This window comes from Kitasatospora sp. NPDC090308 (assembly GCF_044769485.1).
In the GTDB taxonomy this organism is placed as follows: Bacteria; Actinomycetota; Actinomycetes; order Streptomycetales; family Streptomycetaceae; genus Kitasatospora; species Kitasatospora fiedleri.
On record NZ_JBIVXY010000011.1, the window covers coordinates 54392 to 73627 of the forward strand.

Genomic DNA, 19236 nt, shown 5'->3' on the forward strand with positions numbered 1-19236 from the left:
CCCCCCCACCCCCCCCCCCCCCCCCCCGCGCCCCCCCCCCCCCCCCCCGCGCCGCGCCGCCCCCCCCCCCCCCCGGGGGGGGCCGGGGCCTCTCGCGCGCGTCCTACAGGAAGGAGTTGATCTGGATGGTCTCGGTCCGGCCGGGGCCGACGCCGATCGCCGAGATCGGGGCGCCCGACATCTCCTCCAGCGCCTTCACGTACGCCTGCGCGTTCTTCGGCAGGTCGGCGAAGGACTGCGCCTTCGAGATGTCCTCGCTCCAGCCGGGCAGGTTCTCGTAGATCGGCTTCGCGTGGTGGAAGTCCGACTGGTTGTACGGGAGTTCCTCGACCCGCCTGCCGTCGATCTCGTACGCCACGCAGACCGGGATCTGCTCCCAGCCGGTCAGCACGTCCAGCTTGGTGAGGAAGAAGTCGGTCAGGCCGTTGACCCGGGTCGCGTAGCGGGCGATCACCGCGTCGAACCAGCCGCAGCGCCGGTCGCGCCCGGTGGTGACGCCGCGCTCGCCGCCGATCCGGCGCAGCGCGTCGCCGTCGGCGTCCAGCAGCTCGGTCGGGAACGGGCCCGAGCCGACGCGGGTGGTGTACGCCTTGAGGATGCCGATGACCCGGTCGATCTTGGTCGGGCCGATGCCCGAGCCGGTGCACGCGCCGCCCGAGGTCGGGTTCGACGAGGTGACGAACGGGTACGTGCCGTGGTCCACGTCCAGCAGGGTGCCCTGGCCGCCCTCCAGCAGGACGACCTTGCCCGCCTTCAGCGCCTCGTCCAGGACGAGGGTGGTGTCGGCCAGGTACGGCTTGATCTTGTCGGCGTAGCCCAGGTACTCCTCGAGCACCAGCTCGGCCGGGATCGCGCGCCGGTTGTAGAGCTTGACCAGCAGCTGGTTCTTGTCGTGCAGCGCCGCCTCGATCTTCTGGCGCAGGATCGACTCGTCGAACAGGTCCTGGACCCGGATGCCGACCCGGTTGATCTTGTCGGCGTAGGCCGGGCCGATGCCGCGGCCGGTGGTGCCGATCCGGCGCTTGCCGAGGAAGCGCTCGGTGACCTTGTCCAGCGTCCGGTGGTACGGGGTGATCAGGTGGGCGTTGCCCGAGATCAGCAGCTTCGAGGTGTCGATGCCGCGCTCGTCCAGGCCCTTGAGCTCGGAGAGCAGCACGCCCGGGTCGATCACCACGCCGTTGCCGATCACCGGCACCACGTTCGGGCTGAGGATGCCGGAGGGCAGCAGGTGCAGGGCGTACTTCTGGTCGCCGATGACCACCGTGTGACCGGCGTTGTTGCCGCCCTGGTAGCGGACGACGTAGTCGACGGAGCCGCCGAGGAGGTCGGTGGCCTTCCCCTTGCCCTCGTCTCCCCACTGGGCGCCAACGAGCACGAGTGCCGGCACAGGCGTACACCCCTTCCGGTTGGGGCATCCTGCGTAGACCGCAGTCTGGCCCGAGATGGACGAAGCCCCTGGCGCAATGGCGCAAGGGGCTCTTGCACCGAGAGATTACCTGAGGAAGGACCGGTCGTGTCGTCGCTGTCCACGCCCGTATCCCGCCCCCCGGAGGACGCCGAGCGCCCCGGGCCGCTGCTGGTGCTGCTCGATCCGTCGGCCCGGGAGGCCGACGGCGAATCGGTGCGGATCGCCAAGGACGTGCTGTGCGGCGGCGCCGACGTGAAGGTCGCGCTGCCCGAGAGCCCGTCCGAGCTGGACCGGGTGCTCGCCCACCGGGGCCGGCGCCGGGCCGTGGTGATCGGCTCCGACCAGGCGCTCCAGCGGGTGCTCCAGGCCCTGCACCGGCAGCGGGAGTTGGACGCCGACCCGGTCGGGCTGGTCCCGGTCGGCGGCCCGGTGGCCACCGCCACCGCCCGGCTGCTCGGGGTGCCCGCCGAGCCGGTGGCGGCGGCCCGCGCGGTGCTGGCCGGCACCGCCCGCCGGCTGGACCTGCTGCTCGACGACGGCGGCGGCGTGGTCCTCGCCGAGGTGCGCTTCACCGGTCCGGGCCGTCCGGGCCGTGGGGGCCCGCACGGCCGGCGGGCGGGGGAGGGCGGCTGGCGTTCGCTATGGGCGAAATTGGCTGCGACCGAGCAGGCGAGCCCCGCCGGCCCGGAGGAACTGCGCATCGAGGCCGACGGCCGGCTGCTGGCCGACGTGCACCAGCGGGTGCGCCACCTGCGGGTGGCCGTGGTCGACGGCGCCATGGAACTCGCCCTGGACCTCGACGGCAGCCCGCTGCGCCACCGGACCGACCGGCTGACCGTCGCCGGGCGCGGCTTCGGCTACGAGGCGGACGGCTGCCCGGTCGGCCCGGTCCGCCACCGCACCTGGACGGTCCGCCCGGCCTCCTGGCGGCTGCTGCTGCCCGCCGCCTGAGCGCCCGCCCCGCCGCTCCCGCGGCCCTACCCGCCCCGCGATCACCCAGCGTGAGCAGGCTCACGTTCGACCCGCCCGTCCACTGTGCGAAAGCCTGATGACAAGGGCGTGAAGGCGGCCACCCGCTGTGCGGAAAGCTGGTAAGAGGCGGTATCTACGCGCGTACCAGGAGGCTGCCATCAGGCCGTTCGCCCCGGCTGCCCTAGACTCGGAGACGTGCCACGTGGTGACGGACGACTCAATCACGACCTGCTCCCCGGCGAGAAGGGCCCCCAGGACGCTTGCGGCGTCTTCGGGGTCTGGGCCCCCGGCGAGGAGGTCGCGAAGCTCACGTACTTCGGCCTCTATGCCCTGCAGCACCGCGGACAGGAATCCGCGGGCATCGCAGTGAGCAACGGCTCCCAGATTCTCGTCTTCAAGGACATGGGACTCGTCTCCCAGGTCTTCGACGAGACCTCCCTGGGGTCGCTGCACGGGCATATCGCCGTCGGACATGCCCGCTACTCGACCACCGGGTCCTCGGTCTGGGAGAACGCCCAGCCGACCTTCCGCGCGACCGTCCACGGCTCGCTGGCCCTCGGCCACAACGGAAACCTGGTCAACACCGCCGAACTCGCGGCGATGGTCGCCGAACTGCCGGGCGAGGAGCACGTCTCCCGCTCCGGCCGGACCGCGGCCACCAACGACACCGACCTGCTGACCGCCCTGCTGGCCGGCCACCCGGACCTCACCATCGAGGAGACGGCCCGCAAGGTCCTCCCCGGGGTGAAGGGCGCCTTCTCGCTGGTCTTCATGGACGAGCACACGCTCTACGCCGCCCGCGACCCGCAGGGCATCCGCCCGCTGGTGCTCGGCCGGATCGAGCGCGGCTGGGTGGTCGCCTCCGAGACCTCCGCCCTCGACATCGTCGGCGCCAGCTTCATCCGCGAGGTGGAGCCCGGCGAGCTGATCGCCATCGACGAGAACGGCATGCGCACCTCGCGCTTCGCCGAGGCCAAGCCCAAGGGCTGCGTCTTCGAGTACGTCTACCTGGCCCGCCCGGACACCACCATCGCCGGCCGCAACGTGCACCTCTCCCGGGTGGAGATGGGCCGCAAGCTGGCCGCCGAGTCCCCGGTCGAGGCCGACCTGGTGATAGCCACGCCCGAGTCCGGCACCCCCGCCGCGATCGGGTACGCGGAGGCCAGCGGCATCCCGTTCGGCTCCGGCCTGGTGAAGAACGCCTACGTGGGCCGCACCTTCATCCAGCCCAACCAGACCATCCGCCAGCTCGGCATCCGGCTCAAGCTCAACCCGCTCAAGGAAGTCATCCGGGGCAAGCGCCTGGTGGTCGTGGACGACTCGATCGTCCGCGGCAACACCCAGCGCGCGCTGGTGCGGATGCTGCGCGAGGCCGGCGCCGCCGAGGTGCACATCCGGATCTCCTCCCCGCCGGTGAAGTGGCCGTGCTTCTTCGGCATCGACTTCGCCACCCGCGCCGAGCTGATCGCCAACGGCCTCTCGGTCGAGGAGATCGGCCGCTCGCTGGGCGCCGACTCGCTGGCCTACATCTCGATCGACGGGATGATCGAGGCCACCAAGCAGCCCAAGGACCAGCTCTGCCGGGCCTGCTTCGACGGCGAGTACCCGATGGAGCTGCCCGACCCGGCGCTGCTCGGCAAGCTGCTGCTGGAGGCTGAAATCGCCGGTGCGGCGAACTCCGGCCACCAGGCCAAGCAGCCCGTCCGCGGCGGCCAGCAGACCAGCGACCTCGACGGCGTGCAGTCGCTGCTGGGTGGCGCCGGCGCGGCGGACGCGCTGCGCCGCCCGTAACCGTGCGCACCGCCCCCGGCGCCGGACGCCGGGGGCACCCCGTCCCGGCCCCGGCCGGGGAGGCAGCACCACCACTTCGAAAGGGCCACACCAGGTGACCAGCAACGAGACCGGGGCGACCTACGCCGCCGCGGGTGTCGACATCGAGGCCGGCGACCGTGCCGTCGAGCTGATGAAGCAGTGGGTGAGGAAGAGCAACCGGCCCGAGGTGGTCGGCGGGCTCGGCGGCTTCGCCGGACTGTTCGACGCCTCCGCCTTCAAGCGCTACGAGCGCCCGCTGCTGGCCACCGCCACCGACGGCGTCGGCACCAAGGTCGCCATCGCCCAGGCCATGGACAAGCACGACACCATCGGCCACGACCTGGTCGCCATGGTCGTCGACGACCTGGTGGTGTGCGGCGCCGAACCGCTGTTCATGACCGACTACATCTGCGTCGGCAAGGTCGTCCCGGAGCGGGTCGCCGCGATCGTCAAGGGCATCGCCGAGGGCTGCACGCTGGCCGGCTGCGCGCTGATCGGCGGCGAGACCGCCGAGCACCCGGGCCTGCTCGGCCCGGACGAGTACGACGTCGCGGGCGCCGGCACCGGCGTGGTCGAGGCCGACGCGCTGCTCGGCCCGGACCGGGTCCGGGCGGGCGACGTGGTGATCGCGATGGCCGCCTCCGGCCTGCACTCCAACGGCTACTCGCTGGTGCGGCACGTGCTGCTGGAGCGGGCCGGCTGGTCGCTGGACCGCCGGGTCGAGGAGTTCGGCCGGACCCTGGGCGAGGAACTGCTGGAGCCGACGAGGATCTACTCGCTGGACTGCCTGGCGCTGACCCGGGCCACCGAGGTCCACGCCTTCTCGCACGTCACCGGCGGCGGCCTGGCCGCCAACCTGGCCCGGGTCATCCCGGACGGCCTGCACGCCCGCCTCGACCGCGGCACCTGGTCGCCGCTGCCGGTGTTCCGCACCGTCGCCCAGGTCGGCGCGGTGCAGACGCTGGAGATCGAGAAGACCCTGAACATGGGCGTCGGCATGGTCGCCGTCGTCCCGCCGGAGTCGGTCGACGCGGTGCTCGCCGTCCTGGAGGACCGCGACGTGGAGGCCTGGCTGCTCGGCGACGTGGTCGAGCGCACCGCCGAGCACGACGGCGGCGCCGCGCTGTACAACTCCTACGAGTCGTTCTGACCCGAGGCACGGTGAGGGGCCCCGCCGCACCGCGGTGGGGCCCTTCGCACGCCCGGCCCGCCCCCGCGCCTCAGCGCGCCGCAGCGGGACGCCGGAGAACCCCGGGGTGCCGCGGCGGGACGCCGAAAACCGGCCCGGCGCTCACGGGGAGCGCTCGGACCGGCCGGGTCGGAGGGCGTTACGCGCGACGACGAGCCGGAGGGGTGTCCTCTTCCTCGTCGTCGTGGTTGTACTTGTCCGCGTACGCCGCGTAGGGGTCGTCCTCGTCGTCGTCCTCGATCGGCTCAGGCTCGATCGCGGTCGACGGAGATACACCCAGCTCATTCGACAGACGGTTTGCGTCGAACCCGCCGCTGTTGTACTTCAGCTCGCGGGCGACCTTCGTCTGCTTGGCCTTGGCCCGGCCGCGCCCCATGGGTCGACCCCCTCAACGGTGGGGCTCACGGCCCCGAGTCTGACACGTGTTGATGATCAGGTCCGGCCTGCCCGAAGTGGGAAACCGTCCCTTGGAGCATTAACGGTACCTGTTTCCGCCGCCGGACGGTACGTCGCCGGTGTGACGTGGCGCGCACCCGAGCCCCCCCGAACCAGGTCCGCCCAGGTCAGAGGGGAATTACGGGGCTTTGGCAGGCTGTCCGACCCAGGGCCGGTCCCGTCGTTCCTGCAGAGATTATCCCCCGAAGGGGGCGCGGTATCGCCCGATCGGGGGACGGACTGAGAATCCGGTTCCACATCGTGATGCGCGGGGCCGGGCGGTGCCGGCCCCGCGCGCACGGGCGGTCCGGGTCAGCCCCGGCGGGCCCCCGGGAGCAGCACCGAGCGCAGCGCGCTGATCTCCCGCATCCGCTTCTCGGCGAGCCGGTCGGCGGCCACCGCGGGCGGGACGCCGTCGGCGGCGGCCCGGGTGAAGATCTCCAGGGTGGTGTCGAAGATCCCCGTCGCCTTGGTCTTGGCCCGGTCGAAGTTGAAGCCCTCGATCTCGTCGGCGACCTGGATCACGCCGCCGGAGTTCACCAGGTAGTCGGGCGCGTACAGGATGCCGCGGTCGGCGAGGTCCTTCTCGACGCCCGGGTGGGAGAGCTGGTTGTTGGCCGCGCCGCAGACGACCGCGGTGCCGGCCGCGCCCAGCGCGGCGACGGTGTCGTCGGTGAGCGCGCCGCCGAGCGCGCAGGGGGCGTAGACGTCCAGCGCGGAGGCCAGCAGGGCGCCGGTGTCGGCCACCACCTCGACCTCCGGGTGGGTGGCCCGGACCCGGTTCACGGCGGCCTCGGAGACGTCGGTGACGACCACGGTGGCGCCGTCCGCGACCAGGTGGCCCACCAGGTAGTGGCCGACCTTGCCGACGCCGGCCACGCCGACCCGCTTGCCGCGCAGGGTGGGCCGGCCCCAGCGGGCCTGGGCCGAGGCGCGCATGCCCTGGAAGACGCCGAAGGCGGTCAGGATCGAGGAGTCGCCGGCGCCGCCGTGCTCGGGCGAGCGGCCGGTGACGAACTCGGTCTCCCGGGCCACCACGTCCATGTCCCGCACGTAGGTGCCCACGTCGCAGGCGGTGATGTAGCGGCCGCGCAGGGACTGCACGAAGCGCCCGTAGGCGCGCAGCAGCGCCTCGTTCTTGACCTTCTCGGGATCGCCGATGATCACGGCCTTGCCGCCGCCGAGGTCGAGCCCGGCGAGGGCGTTCTTGTAGCTCATCCCGCGGGAGAGGTTCAGCGCGTCCTGGAGCGCCTCCTCCTCGGTGCCGTACGGGAAGAAGCGGGTGCCGCCCAGGGCCGGGCCGAGGGCGGTGGAGTGGATGGCGATGATCGCCTTGAGGCCGGAGGAGCGGTCGTGGCAGAGCACGACCTGCTCGTGCCCCTCGCCGTCCCGGTCGGTGCCGAAGACCCGGCTCAGCACGCCTGGTGCGGTGTGCGTGGTGTGTACGTCGGTCACGGTGGTGACTCCAGTAAGGATGGCCCGCGGCGGTGGTGCGGGCGTCTGAGTGGAAGCCTAGCCTCGGGAACACCTTCGAATCCGCCCTTCGGGGGCCCCCGAAGGACAACGACCGAAGCCGTCCGCGCGACACCCTGACGGTTCCCGCGGGCGCGTGCGACGATGCCGGGCGTGACCGTCTGGCGCACGACCGTGCTTCCTCCGTACACCGCGCAGCTGCGGGTCTACGAGCCGCTGGCCGCCTTCCCCGAGCCCGACCGCGCCCGCTGGCAGGCGTACGCCGCCGAGCACGGCCCCGACGCCGAGGGGCCCGGGCAGCCGGTGACCGCGGCGGCGCTGGCCGAGCAGCGGGCCGCGCTGGCGGGCCTGGCGGCCCTGACGCCCCGTCCGCTGCCCGCCCGGGAGGACGGGCGGGCCTTCGTGCGGGCGCTGGACGGGGTGGTCTACGTCTGCCCCTGGACGACCCGGCTGCGCAGCTGGCTGGCGCTCCAGGAGCTGCAGCGGACGCTGCCCGCGCACCTGGTGGACACCGTGCTGCCGCCGGCCCTGCGGACGGCCGCGGAGGCGGACCGGGCGCGGTGGCAGCAGGAGCACCCCGACGCCCGGCCGTGGATCGCCTCCAGCCGCTGGGAGGTGCCGCTGCGCTGGTTCCTGCCGTTCGGCGAGGAGGACCGCCGGCACGTGCCGGCGGGGGAGTATGGCTCGTCGGGGGAGGGCGAGCGGCCGGAGCCGGCCGCGCTGTTCTACCTGACGCCGATGGTGCAGGCCCGCCGCCGGGTGGCCCGGGCCTACCGGCTGCTGCGCAAGGGGGTGCCCCCGGCCGAGGGCTGGGGGAGGGCGCCGGGCGGGCCGCTGGTGGACGGCGCGGAGGAGGTCGGGCGCTGGCTGGAGGAGTTCCACCCGCGCTCGCTGGTCGAGCTGGACTACGGCGGCCTGGCCCGGCTGCTGGGCCCGCGGGAGCTGGCCGAGGAGCGCTCGGTGGGCGAACTGGCGGACGGGCTGGGCGCCCTGCGGGCCGGGGACACCGCGGCGGCGCTGCGGGCCTACGAGGGGCTGACGGCGCGCTGGCGGCGGGTGCTGGCGCTGCGGCAGGCGTCCTGAGCGGGTCCGGGCGGGTCCGGGCGGTGTGAGGACGGTGTAGGCGGTGTGGGCGGTGTGGGCGCGGGGCGGACGGGGGAGGTGACGGGGCGTCAGAAAATTGCCTCTGGCCGAACTCCGGCGCCCGGGGGAGGATGGTCCATACCATTGGCGCGGTTACCGGGACCATGGTCCCGGATCGGGTCAATCCCCACGGAACGTGATACTACTCACCGTTGACGCGAACTCAGACCTATATGCCAAAATGGGACAACCAGCCCAAGCTCACTCAGGCGTGCCGCACCGTGACCGGACGTCACCGCTGCGTGACTGTCCGCTATGGGGTGGTCCGGGGCCTTCCGTCGCTCTTGAACCCGTGAGGGGTCAATTTTGGCGGTTTGGCCGATGGGGCTGGACGGATGGTGTAGTTGTAGACACCAGGACAAGCCGTTCGTCCTATAACCGACTCGGCCCGTCCGTGCCATTTCGGGCATCGGGGGCCAAGGTGCAGAATTTGAAGGATAGAACCGCCCTGGTTCGGTTCTCCCGAGGAGGCCGCTCATGACCGCTCGTACCCCTGACGCCGAGCCCCTGCTGACGCCGGCAGAGGTCGCCACGATGTTTCGTGTGGACCCGAAGACCGTGACCCGCTGGGCCAAGGCAGGCAAGCTCACGTCGATCCGGACTCTCGGCGGCCACCGCCGCTACCGCGAGGCGGAGGTGCGTGCCCTGCTGGCCGGTATTCCGGCCCAGCGCACCGAGGTCTGATCCCCCCGTTCGTACCGGCAGCCCCCCGACTCCGCCGGGTCGGGGCGCGACCGACAGCTTGAGGGCCGCCGCCTTCCGACTCCGCCGGGTCGGAAGGGGTGGCCCTCCGGCATGTCCGGGGCCGGTCCGTGGGGCGGGCGGGGGAGGGGGTGCGGGTGCTCCGGAAGGGGTTCCGGGCGGAATCCGGCATTCCCTTTCGGATGATCATCGCAGGGGGGGCGTAGCCGGGAAAGGAAGTGCAATTTTATATATTAAATCAGGGCGCTTTGTGGAGATGCTCCCGAAGTGGCATCTCAAAAGCCGTTCAGTGACGGTCGTCACAGTCGCGCGCCTTGCGCCGGGCTCCGGAAACGCGATAAGGCCCGGAACCATACGGTTCCGGGCCTTACGCTACTGCGATCCCGACGGGACTTGAACCCGCGACCTCCACCTTGACAGGGTGGCGAGCTAACCAACTGCTCCACGGGACCAGTGTTCTGATCCTCGCCCGCCTGCTCTCGCCTGCGAACAAGACAGACTGTACTGCATGGCGACCCCCCAGGTCGAACCGGCTCCGGAGCCCCCCGGAGCCGGCTCCCGACCCGCCTCAGAGGGTCGCCGCGGCGGCCTCCATCGCCTTGAGGATCCGCTTCTCCGACACCGGGCTCGGCGTGCCCAGCCCCTGGGCGAAGAAGCTCACCCGCAGCTCCTCGATCATCCAGCGCACCGCCCTGATCTCCGGCGACGGCTCCCGGCCCGCCGGCACCCTCGCCAGCAGCTCCCCGTACGCCTGCTGCACCGCCTGTACCTTCACCAGGTTCTGCAGGTCCCGCTGCGGGTGGTTGGGCAGCGCCTCCAGGCGGCGGTCCACCGCCAGCAGGTAGCGCTTCAGGTCGCCCAGGCGCTGCCAGCCCGTCCCGGCCACGAAGCCCGGGTGCACCAGCGAGGCCAGGTGCAGCCGGACGTCGTTCACCGCGGACAGCAGCACCGGGCTGGAAACCGACTTCAGCCGGGTCGACGCCTTGTGGAAGGCGATCAGCGCCGACGCGGTCTTCAGCGTGGTGTCCGCCGACAGCTCGTACAGGTCCGCCCGGACCTTGTCGTACAGCGCCCCGAACGCCTCCGCCTCCCAGACCACCCCGCCGTTGAGCTCCATCAGGCGGTCGGTCGCCGCCGCCACGATGTCCTCGAACAGGGCCGGGACCGACCCGTGCGGGTTGTACGACAGCGCGAGCTTGGCCTGGTTGCCCAGCCGGCCCTGGATCGACTTGGCCGGGGAGTTCACCCGGAGCATCAGCAGCCGGCGGGTGCCCGCCCACATCGCCCGCTGCTGGGCCTCCGGGGTGTCGAACAGCTTGATGCCCACCGAGGCGCCCTCGTCCACCAGCGCCGGGTAGGCGCGCAGCGAGTGGCCCCGGGAGCGCTGCTCGAAGGTGCGCTGGAGGACCGGCAGGTCCTCCGGCCAGGCGGTCAGGCCGGTGCGCTCGATGCCCCGGCCGGAGGCGGCGCTGGAGAGCGTCGCGGACAGCTTCGGCTGGAGTTCGAGCCGCAGCTCCTCCAGGTCCTTGGACTCGGCGAGCTTCCGCTTGCCGTCCACCACCCGGAAGGTCACCTTCAGGTGGTCCGGGATGCGCTCCTCGTCCCACGCCTCCGGCGGGATCGGCAGGCCCGACATCCGGTGCAGCACCCGCTCCAGCGTCGGCAGCAGCGGCTCCTGGCGGTCCGTCAGCTCGCGCATCGCGGCCCGCGCGTAGTCCGGGGCCGGGACGAAGTTGCGCCGGACCGCCTTCGGCAGCGAGCGGATCCAGGCCGTCACCAGCTCCGCCCGCAGACCGGGGATCTGCCAGTCGAAGCCCTCCGACACCACCTGGTTGAGCACCGCCAGCGGGATGTGCACCGTCACGCCGTCCGCGTCGCTGCCCGGCTCGAACTGGTACGTCAGCGGGAGGCGCAGCTTGCCCTGCTGCCAGAAGTCCGGGTAGTCGGCCTCGGTGATCCCGTCCGCCGAGTCGTTGATCAGCATCGACTTCTCGAAGTTGAGCAGGTCGGGCTGGTCGCGCCGGGTCCTCTTCCACCAGGCGTCGAAGTGCCGCCCGGAGACCACGTCCTCGGGCAGCCGGGCGTCGTAGAAGTCGAACAGGGTCTGGTCGTCCACCAGGATGTCCCGGCGGCGGGCCCGGTTCTCCAGCTCCTCGACCTCGTCGAGCAGCTTGCGGTTCTCCGCGAAGAACCGGTGGTGCGTCTCCCAGTCGCCCTCCACCAGCGCCGAGCGGATGAACAGCTCCCGGCACAGCTGGGGGTCGATCCGGCCGTAGTTGACCTTGCGCTGGGCGACGATCGGCAGCCCGTACAGCGTGACCTTCTCGTACGCCAGCACCGCGCCGGCCTTCTTCTCCCAGTGCGGCTCGCTGTAGCTGCGCTTGATCAGGTGCGCCGCCAGCGGCTCCACCCACTCCGGCTCGATCTTCGCGTTGATCCGCGCCCACAGCCGGGAGGTCTCCACCAGCTCGGCCGACATCACCCAGCGCGGCGGCTTCTTGAACAGCCCCGAGCCCGGAAACACCGCGAACCGGGCGCCGCGGGCGCCCGCGTACTCGCGCTTCTCCGCGTCGAACAGGCCCAGGTGGGAGAGCAGGCCGGAGAGCAGCGCCTGGTGGATCCGGTCCGCGTCCGGTTCGCCCTCCTCCCCGACCGGCACGGTGTCCGCCGGCTCGTCGACGGTGACGCCGAGCTGCTTGGCGATGGTGCGCAGCTGGACGTAGACGTCCTGCCACTCCCGTATCCGCAGGTAGTTGAGGAACTCGGACTTGCACATCCGGCGGAACGCCGAGGAGGACAGCTCCTTCTGCTGCTCCCGCACGTAGCGCCAGACCGACAGGTAGGACAGGAAGTCGGAGGTCTCCGACTGGAAGCGGCGGTGCCGTTCGTCGGCGGCCTGGCGCTTCTCGGCCGGGCGCTCGCGCGGGTCCTGGATGGAGAGCGCGGCGGCGATCACCATCACGTCGCGGACGCAGCCGAGGCGGTCGGCCTCCAGCACCATCCGGGCCATCCGCGGGTCGACCGGGAGCTGGGCGAGCTTGCGGCCCAGCTCGGTCAGCCGCTTGCGGTGGTCCTTCTCCTCCGGGTCGAGGGCGCCCAGCTCGTGCAGCAGGTTGACGCCGTCCTTGATGTTCCGGGAGTCCGGCGGGTCGAGGAACGGGAAGGCGGCGATGTCGCCGAGGCCGGCCGCGGTCATCTGCAGGATCACCGAGGCCAGGTTGGTGCGCAGGATCTCGGCGTCGGTGAACTCGGGGCGGGAGAGGAAGTCCTCCTCCGAGTACAGCCGGATGCAGATGCCGTCCGAGGTGCGGCCGCAGCGGCCCTTGCGCTGGTTGGCGCTGGCCTGGCTGACCGCCTCGATCGGCAGCCGCTGCACCTTGGTGCGGTGGCTGTAGCGGGAGATCCGGGCGGTGCCCGGGTCGATCACGTACTTGATGCCGGGGACGGTCAGCGAGGTCTCGGCGACGTTGGTGGCCAGCACCACCCGGCGCTGCGAGGAGCGCTGGAACACCCGGTGCTGCTCGGCCGAGGAGAGCCGGGCGTAGAGCGGCAGGACCTCGGTGGACCGGAGTCTCAGCTTGGTCAGCGCGTCGGCGGTGTCGCGGATCTCGCGCTCGCCGGAGAGGAACACCAGGATGTCGCCGGGCCCCTCGGCCTGGAGCTCCTCGACGGCGTCGCAGATGCCCTGGATCTGGTCCCGGTCGCGGTCCCGGTCGTTGTCGTCCGCGTCGTCGGAGTCCGGCTCGTCGTCCTCCACGAGGGGCCGGTAGCGGACCTCGACCGGGTAGGTGCGGCCGGAGACCTCGATGATCGGGGCGCCGTCGAAGTGGGCGGCGAAGCGCTCCGGGTCGATGGTGGCGGAGGTGATGACCACCTTGAGGTCGGGGCGGCGGGGCAGCAGCTGCTTGAGGTAGCCGAGCAGGAAGTCGATGTTCAGGCTGCGCTCGTGCGCCTCGTCGATGATCAGGGTGTCGTACTGGCGCAGGTCCCGGTCGGTCTGGATCTCGGCCAGCAGGATGCCGTCCGTCATCAGCTTCACCAGGGTGTCCTGGCCGGCCTGGTCGGTGAACCGGACCTTCCAGCCGACCGCCCCGCCCAGCGGGGTGTCCAGCTCCTCGGCGACCCGCTCGGCGACCGTGCGGGCGGCGATCCGGCGCGGCTGGGTGTGGCCGATCAGGCCCTGGACGCCGCGGCCCAGCTCCAGGCAGATCTTCGGGATCTGGGTGGTCTTGCCGGAGCCGGTCTCGCCCGCCACGATCACCACCTGGTGGTCGCGGACGGCGGCCAGGATCTCGTCCTTCTTCTGCGCGACCGGCAGCTCCTGCGGGTACCGGATCACCGGCACCGCCGCCCGGCGGGCGGCCACCCGGGACTCGGAGCGGTCGAAGTCGGAGGCCAGCTCGGTCAGCACCTTCTGCCGGCCCTCGGCCGACCTGACCTTGCGGGTGCCCTCCAGGCGGCGGCCGAGGTGCTGCGCGTCGCGCAGCATCACGCCGGGCAGCCGGGCGGCCAGCTCCGCGAACGTGGGGGCGGGCTGCTGGGCTACGGGAGAACTCACTGCGGGCATCCCTCTAGGTTGCAAAAAGTGGGGGCCGGGGCGCACCTCGGTTTTCGAGCACATCCAGTGTCACAGGCCCGGCGGCCGGACCGCGAACAGCCGGCCCGGCCCGCGCCCGACCCGCCGCCGCCCGGGTCCGGTCGCTGCCGCCCGGCCGCCGCGCCGGTCCCGCCGACACCCGCCCGCTTCCACCCCGTACCCGCCCGTTTCCCCCGGGGCCCGTACTGACTAGCCTTGGGGGAACAGGCTTTCGGGGAATCCACGGGGAAACAGGGGGACGGTCATGGATCTGTGGGGAGACGTCAAGCACCTCGCCGGTGACGTGGTCAAGGTCGGCGAGGACATCGTCATGGCTCCGGCCGAGATCGCGCACTGGGCGCTCGGCAAGATGTTCGGCGACGCCGACGCCGAGCTGAACAAGATCGCCCAGGAGCTGGCCGAGCTGAGCAAGCAGGTCGACGGCCTCGGCCGCGAGGTCAGCGCGGTGCTCGGCGGGCTGACCTGGCACGGCGCGGCCGCGGACGCCTTCATCTCGCACGCGCAGGGCCGGGTCCGCGAGCTGAACTCCGTCGCGGACGAGCTCGGGCAGCTCGGCGACTCGGTCAAGCAGCTCGCCAACGTCCTGTAGCGCCGACCGACCGTCGACCGACCGCACCGCACCGGGCCCGACCGCTACGGGCCGGGCCGACCACAGGGGGAACAACACGATGGCGGGGAACGAGTTCGGCTTCCAGCCGGGCGAACTGCTGAAGATCCAGCAGGACTTCACGCAGGTCAACCAGCGGATGCAGGAGATGGCCGGGCAGCTCGGCCACATCAAGGCGACCGTCGCGAAGGCGGCCGCCACCGACGTGTTCTCGGGCGGGATCATGGGCGTCCTCGGGGCCGGCCCGATCCTGGCGGAGGTGGCCCGGGACGTGCAGGCCATCAACGCGCGGGCCGAGGCGCTGATGAAGACCAAGGAGAAGCTCACCAAGGAGCTGGGCGAGGACGCGGCCAAGATCAAGCAGCTGATCACCTCGTACGAGGAGGTCGAGCGGAAGATCGCCGAGGACCTCAAGCGCAAGCACTCCGAGGAGAGCAAGCCCAAGTCGCCCGGCACCGGGATCGACAGCGTCGACAAGGGCAAGGGCGGCGCAGGCAGCGGCGGCAGCGGCGGCCACACCGGGCAGCCCTCCTCGCCGCACACCGGGACCGACGGCGGCGGTGGCGGGACGGGCGGCAGCGGCGGCCACGACACCAGCGGCAACGACGGCTCCGGGATCGTCAGCGGCCCCGGCGGCAAGCACGACGGCCCGAAGCTCAAGGACCGCTCGACCGGCGACTGGAAGACCAGGATCGTCAACGGCAACAGCTGGGACGCCTGGTCCGACCACCGGCACCCGCGCAACGGCGAGGGCGGCGGCGCCAAGGCCCAGCCCAAGCTGGACGGGGTCTCCGACGAGCGCAAGGCGATGGTGGAGCGGGCGATGGAGCGGGTCAAGCGCAAGCTCGGCTACAGCCAGGGCGCCGTCACCAACGGCTACCGGGTCGACTGCTCCGGCTTCCTCTCCGCCGCCTGGGGCCTGCCCGGCCCCGGCACCACCACCGGCCCGCTGATCAGCGAGTCGGCCGGCATCGCCCACCACATCGCCCGCAAGGACCTCCAGCCGGGCGACGCCCTGGTGGTCCACCACACCAGCGGCGACCACGAGCAGCACGTGGTGCTGTTCGGCGGCTGGGCGGACGCGGCGCACACCCGGGCGATCATCCTGGAGGACTCCGGCAGCCAGGGCTGCGTCTCGCACGAGGAGCCGATCTCCAAGCTGGCCGAGTACACCCCGATCCGCAAGAACGGGATGTGACCCGCCGCCGGGGCGCTCCTCCCGGACGACCGGCCGTCCGTTCGGCCGGACAGGAGCGCCCCGACACGTGCCCCGACGCGTGCCCCGACGCGTGCTCCGAGACGTGCCCGGGCGGCCGGGGGCGGTGTCGGGGCACCGGGAACCGCGGGCCGTCCGGTTAGGGTGGGCTGATGAACCAGCAGCAGCGGCCGGGATTCGAAGCGGACCCGACGGAGGTCCACCCGGTGGCCCGGGTGCTCTTCGCGGTGGTCGGCGCGGTCCTGATCGTGGTGGGCGTGGTGCTGCTGGTGCTGCCCGGCCCGGGGATGCTGCTCCTGCTGGCCGGCATGGTCCTGGTCGCCCGCGCGGTGCCCGCCTTCGCCCGCTTCGTGGAGCCGGTCCGGGTCAAGGCCATGCAGGGCGTCGAGGCGAGCGTCGCCTCCGGCTGGCGGATCGCCGGCTCGGTCCTCGCCGGACTCGGCCTGATCGCCGCGGGCGTCGTCGCCGGGCTGGTGCCCTCGCTGCCGATGGCCGGCTGGGCGACCGGGTCGAGCCTGATCCTGTCCGGCCTGATCCTGCTCGGCCTGCTGGCCTGGAGCTACCGCCGGGTGCACGGCCCGCGCCGCTGAGCAACCGCGCGGTGCCGCCCGGCCCGCTACCGGGCCGCTGCGCGGGTGCCGTCCCGTCAGCGCAGCAGGCGGAAGGCGAGCCGGGCGGCCGCGCGCAGCGGCAGGGGCGGGCGGGGAACGGCGAAGGCGGCGCGCAGCGGGGGGTCGAGGAGGGCCGCGGCGAAGGCGGGGGCGTGGCGGGCGAGCGGGCCGGGGAGGCGGGCGGCGAAGACCGGTGCGACGGCCCGCCAGAGCCGCCGGCCGGCCTCGCTGGGGGCGAACCGGGCGGTTTCGAACTCCCGCATCCAGGCGGCGGTCTCGGCCAGGGTGGGCCCGGGGAGCGGCGGCAGGCCGAGTGCTCCGGCGAGCGCGGCGGCGAAGGCGGCGGCCGCCTCGCGTTCGGCGGCGGTCCCGGCCGCGTACGTGACCGGGCAGACGGTGAAGCAGGCCAGCACGTAGCGCATCAGCTCCGCGTCCACGCCGGGGAGGCGGTGCAGCGCGGCGAGCGCGGCGACGGTCTCCCGGCCGGCCTGGCTGTCCACGCCGTGGCCGATCAGGGCGAACATCATGGCGCCGGTGGCCTTCGCCCTGGCCTTCGGCGCGGACGCCAACTTCCCGGTGCCGGACAGGACTTCGGCGATCTCGGGGACGGCGAAGGTGCGGACGAAGCCGAGCGTCAGGCCGACCCGGGCGCGCTGCGGGCGCCGGTGCAGGACCAGGGCGGCGAAGGCGTCCCTGGCCGGTGGCGGCGGGGTGGTCACGGGAGGGGTTCCAGCGCCCGGTCGAGCAGCGGGGAGCGCAGGTAGCAGGCGACCAGCACCAGGTGGGCCCGCTCCTCGGCCGGGTCGGTGTCCAGGCCGGGCAGCGCGGCCTGCTCCTCGCGGGGGCGGGGCGGGGTGCCGGCGGCCAGGGCGGCGACGGCGGAGCGCAGCGCGGCGGCGACCACCAGGGCGTCCCGGTGGCTCCGAGCGAGCGAGGCCCGGCCGGCCAGCCGCCGCGCGGCGTCCACGGCGGCGGGGTCGACGAACGGACGGAGCGTCAGCTGGCCGTCGCGGATCTCCAGCCCGCGCCGGGTGGTGCGCCACTCCAGGTCGCGCAGGGCGGCGCGTTCGCGCCAGGCGGGGGAGGGCGGGCCCTCCAGGGCGAGGCGGCGGTCGGCGCGGTAGACCAGGTCCCAGAGCGGGCGCAGGGCGCGGAAGTCGCGGCGGCGGGCGGCCCAGGCGGCGCCGGCCGGGCCGGCGAAACCGCAGGTGATGCCGATCGCGCCGAGGGCGGCGAAGGCCGGGCCGAGGGCGGTGCTGAGCCACTCGGCACCGCCGACGCCCGCGTACGCGAGGGCGATCGCGGCGAGCTTGCACAGCACGTAGCCGCAGGCGGTGAGCGCGCCGAGGGCGAGCAGCCGGATGCCGCGGCGCAGCCAGCCCTCGGGGAGCCGGGCGGCGTGGCCGAGGCAGACCCGGCCGATGTCGATCAGCGCGTAGGCGAACAGGCCCTGGTAGAGCGCCAGGAACAGCGCGGTGGCGGTGCGCGGGGCGAAGGTGGTGTCGAAGGTGAGCGGCGTCTCGGGCCGGTACGGGCCGCCGGCCAGGAAGAGCGCGGCCAGGACGGGGACGAGCGCGGCGAACACCGCGGCGCGGCGGCGCACCAGCTGCCGCAGCCGGTCGTCCAGCGGCGCCCAGATCAGGGCGCCGGCGCGCTCCTCGGGCGGGGTCCAGACCAGGGCGAGGACCACGGCGGCGGCGGAGAAGCCGACGATGCCGAGGTAGACGAACAGGGTGGCCAGGTTGCCGACGCCGGTGAGGTGCCCGACCGCCCGGTACAGCAGCGGGGAGGCCAGCAGGAAGGCGGTGGCCGGGGAGGCGATCGCCAGGGCGACCACCAGCAGCCCGAACGACGGGTCGCGCCGCCAGGCCCGCAGCTTCAGTGCGGCGACCAGCCAGGCGGCGCTGCCGATACCCAAGTAGACCAGGTTGTACGGCAGTTCAGACATGCTGTCCTTTGCGGTGCTCCAACGCGGGGGCGAGCTGCGAGGTGGTGCCGGCGCCCGGGGCGAGCACCAGGAGGCGCATCAGCTCGGCGCCGAGCACCTCGGCCTCCTCCTCGGCGGCGTCGTCGTAGTGCGAGCGGCCGAGCACCAGCCGGAGCATCTCCGGGTCGATGGTGGGCAGTTCGACCCGGGCGGTGTCCGGGTCGAGCAGCGCGGGCTCGGTCAGGTGGCCGCACAGCAGGTGGGCCAGTTCGTGGCAGACGATGTGCGCCCGGTGCAGTCCGGAGGTCTCCTGCTCGACGTGGACGACGTCCTCGGCGGGCAGGCGCTCGACGAAACCGGAGGGCTCGCCGACCCGCATCCGGCGCGGGGCGATCCGGATCGGACGCCCCAGGTGCGCCGAGACCGCGTCGCACAGCTCCTCGACGGTGCTCAGCGGCGGCAGGCGCAGGTCGCGCGCGACCGCCCGCATCCGGCGCCGGGTCCGGCCCAGTCCGCTTCCCACACCCCGCACGTCGACCCCTTCCGGCAGCCGCCAGTGTCCCAGCGGCACCTGCTGGCGCTCCGTCACGTCACCGGGCCGGCCTCGTCCGGCTGCCCGTCGGTCAGGCCCACGGCCCGCCGCAACTGCTCCACAATAGTGAGTGCGGCGTCCTGCATCTCCGGCGGCAGCCCGGCCGCCCGCATGGCGATCCGCTCGACCCTGGCGTCCCGCAGCGCCTCGATCTTGCGCAGGTCCTGCTCCACCGCGCGGGCGGTCTCCGAATCGGAGAAGTAGTCGAGCGGGACGCCGAAGAACCGGGCGATCCGGACAGCGTTCTCCAGGCTCGGCTTCTGGGAGCCCTTGCGCAGGTTGCCGATGTACGTGCCGCTCAGGCCGGTGCCTTCGGCGATCTCACTGTCCCGCCAGGGACGGCCGAGGTCCTTGGGGTAGATCACCGCTATCAGGCGCCGGAAGCGGCTGGCGAAGTCCGGGACTTCGGCGCGGGGGGTTTCCTGGGGCATGTGCCGGATCATAGAGGCTCCTTACCCCCGGGCGTATCCCTCGTCCGTCCTGTTCTGCACGATCGTTGGGGAATCGGTGCCCGAACCGTGGCGGTCGGCCGTCCGACGCTCCGGGCCGTCG

The 19236-nt window shown here is 72.9% G+C and carries 16 protein-coding genes and 1 tRNA gene; 8 read left to right on the forward strand and 9 right to left on the reverse strand.

Features of this window, described 5'->3' with window-relative positions; all coding sequences use genetic code 11:
- Positions 1–103 precede the first annotated feature (103 nt).
- Entirely contained in the window at positions 104–1387 is a 1284-nt protein-coding gene (locus ACIQVD_RS23600; RefSeq protein ID WP_100837095.1) for an adenylosuccinate synthase, read from the reverse strand.
- A gap of 126 nt (positions 1388–1513) precedes the next feature.
- On the opposite strand from ACIQVD_RS23600, the gene ACIQVD_RS23605 reads away from it, so the two are divergent.
- The 3 genes from ACIQVD_RS23605 to purM all read left to right on the forward strand — a co-directional run bounded on the left by ACIQVD_RS23605 (position 1514) and on the right by purM (position 5342).
- Complete coding sequence (locus tag ACIQVD_RS23605; RefSeq protein ID WP_402291594.1) at positions 1514–2359, forward strand: diacylglycerol kinase; 846 nt, start codon at positions 1514–1516, stop codon at positions 2357–2359.
- A gap of 216 nt (positions 2360–2575) precedes the next feature.
- Entirely contained in the window at positions 2576–4171 is a 1596-nt protein-coding gene (gene purF / locus ACIQVD_RS23610; protein ID WP_402291596.1) for an amidophosphoribosyltransferase, read from the forward strand.
- A 94-nt stretch (positions 4172–4265) separates the two neighbouring features.
- A complete protein-coding gene (purM, locus tag ACIQVD_RS23615; protein ID WP_400691736.1) occupies positions 4266–5342 on the forward strand; it encodes a phosphoribosylformylglycinamidine cyclo-ligase in 1077 nt (358 codons plus the stop codon).
- A gap of 178 nt (positions 5343–5520) precedes the next feature.
- Here purM and ACIQVD_RS23620 read toward each other — a convergent pair whose 3' ends face one another.
- On the reverse strand, positions 5521–5757 hold the full coding sequence (locus ACIQVD_RS23620; RefSeq protein ID WP_100837092.1) for a DUF3073 domain-containing protein: 237 nt from the start codon (positions 5755–5757) through the stop codon (positions 5521–5523).
- A 371-nt stretch (positions 5758–6128) separates the two neighbouring features.
- Entirely contained in the window at positions 6129–7271 is a 1143-nt protein-coding gene (locus ACIQVD_RS23625; protein WP_400691739.1) for a Glu/Leu/Phe/Val dehydrogenase dimerization domain-containing protein, read from the reverse strand.
- Between the two features lie 171 nt (positions 7272–7442).
- Between ACIQVD_RS23625 and ACIQVD_RS23630 the strand changes: the two genes are divergently transcribed.
- Both ACIQVD_RS23630 and bldC read left to right on the forward strand, forming a co-directional pair.
- Positions 7443–8372 (forward strand): hypothetical protein, encoded by a 930-nt coding sequence (locus ACIQVD_RS23630; RefSeq protein ID WP_400691742.1) that lies wholly within the window; start codon positions 7443–7445, stop codon positions 8370–8372.
- 537 nt (positions 8373–8909) lie between these two features.
- Positions 8910–9116, forward strand: a complete 207-nt coding sequence (bldC, locus tag ACIQVD_RS23635; RefSeq protein WP_030459248.1) for a developmental transcriptional regulator BldC — start codon at positions 8910–8912, stop codon at positions 9114–9116.
- A 396-nt stretch (positions 9117–9512) separates the two neighbouring features.
- Here bldC and ACIQVD_RS23640 read toward each other — a convergent pair.
- Positions 9513–9586, reverse strand: a tRNA-Asp gene (locus ACIQVD_RS23640).
- A gap of 116 nt (positions 9587–9702) precedes the next feature.
- Entirely contained in the window at positions 9703–13701 is a 3999-nt protein-coding gene (hrpA, locus tag ACIQVD_RS23645; protein WP_402291599.1) for an ATP-dependent RNA helicase HrpA, read from the reverse strand.
- A gap of 274 nt (positions 13702–13975) precedes the next feature.
- On the opposite strand from hrpA, the gene ACIQVD_RS23650 reads away from it, so the two are divergent.
- From ACIQVD_RS23650 to ACIQVD_RS23660, 3 genes are all read left to right on the forward strand, one after another.
- Positions 13976–14320 (forward strand): WXG100 family type VII secretion target, encoded by a 345-nt coding sequence (locus tag ACIQVD_RS23650; RefSeq protein WP_400691749.1) that lies wholly within the window; start codon positions 13976–13978, stop codon positions 14318–14320.
- 79 nt (positions 14321–14399) lie between these two features.
- Positions 14400–15536, forward strand: coding sequence for a hypothetical protein (locus ACIQVD_RS23655; protein ID WP_400691752.1), 1137 nt, complete (start codon positions 14400–14402; stop codon positions 15534–15536).
- A 170-nt stretch (positions 15537–15706) separates the two neighbouring features.
- Complete coding sequence (locus ACIQVD_RS23660) at positions 15707–16144, forward strand: PGPGW domain-containing protein (protein ID WP_400691754.1); 438 nt, start codon at positions 15707–15709, stop codon at positions 16142–16144.
- 56 nt (positions 16145–16200) lie between these two features.
- Here the strand turns inward: ACIQVD_RS23660 and ACIQVD_RS23665 are convergent, their stop codons facing one another.
- From ACIQVD_RS23665 to ACIQVD_RS23680, 4 genes are read right to left on the reverse strand one after another with little or no spacing between them, the layout of a single operon-like run.
- Entirely contained in the window at positions 16201–16884 is a 684-nt protein-coding gene (locus tag ACIQVD_RS23665; RefSeq protein ID WP_402291602.1) for a DUF2236 domain-containing protein, read from the reverse strand.
- Entirely contained in the window at positions 16881–18113 is a 1233-nt protein-coding gene (locus ACIQVD_RS23670; protein WP_100837084.1) for an MAB_1171c family putative transporter, read from the reverse strand. The genes ACIQVD_RS23665 and ACIQVD_RS23670 overlap by 4 nt, the downstream gene beginning before the upstream one ends.
- A complete protein-coding gene (locus ACIQVD_RS23675; RefSeq protein WP_159073117.1) occupies positions 18106–18624 on the reverse strand; it encodes a hypothetical protein in 519 nt (172 codons plus the stop codon). Before ACIQVD_RS23675 ends, ACIQVD_RS23670 begins: the two co-directional genes overlap by 8 nt.
- Before the next feature lie 53 nt (positions 18625–18677).
- Positions 18678–19115, reverse strand: coding sequence for a helix-turn-helix transcriptional regulator (locus ACIQVD_RS23680; protein WP_158585451.1), 438 nt, complete (start codon positions 19113–19115; stop codon positions 18678–18680).
- Positions 19116–19236 lie beyond the last annotated feature (121 nt).

Bases quoted from the DNA above. Each gene is read 5' to 3' on its own strand.
- ACIQVD_RS23620 (WP_100837092.1), bottom strand. From the start codon at position 5,757: ATGGGGCGCGGCCGGGCCAAGGCCAAGCAGACGAAGGTCGCCCGCGAG.
- bldC (WP_030459248.1), top strand. From the start codon at position 8,910: ATGACCGCTCGTACCCCTGACGCCGAGCCCCTGCTGACGCCGGCAGAG.
- hrpA (WP_402291599.1), bottom strand. From the start codon at position 13,701: ATGCCCGCAGTGAGTTCTCCCGTAGCCCAGCAGCCCGCCCCCACGTTC.
- ACIQVD_RS23650 (WP_400691749.1), top strand. From the start codon at position 13,976: ATGGATCTGTGGGGAGACGTCAAGCACCTCGCCGGTGACGTGGTCAAG.
- ACIQVD_RS23655 (WP_400691752.1), top strand. From the start codon at position 14,400: ATGGCGGGGAACGAGTTCGGCTTCCAGCCGGGCGAACTGCTGAAGATC.
- ACIQVD_RS23660 (WP_400691754.1), top strand. From the start codon at position 15,707: ATGAACCAGCAGCAGCGGCCGGGATTCGAAGCGGACCCGACGGAGGTC.
- ACIQVD_RS23670 (WP_100837084.1), bottom strand. From the start codon at position 18,113: ATGTCTGAACTGCCGTACAACCTGGTCTACTTGGGTATCGGCAGCGCC.
- ACIQVD_RS23680 (WP_158585451.1), bottom strand. From the start codon at position 19,115: ATGCCCCAGGAAACCCCCCGCGCCGAAGTCCCGGACTTCGCCAGCCGC.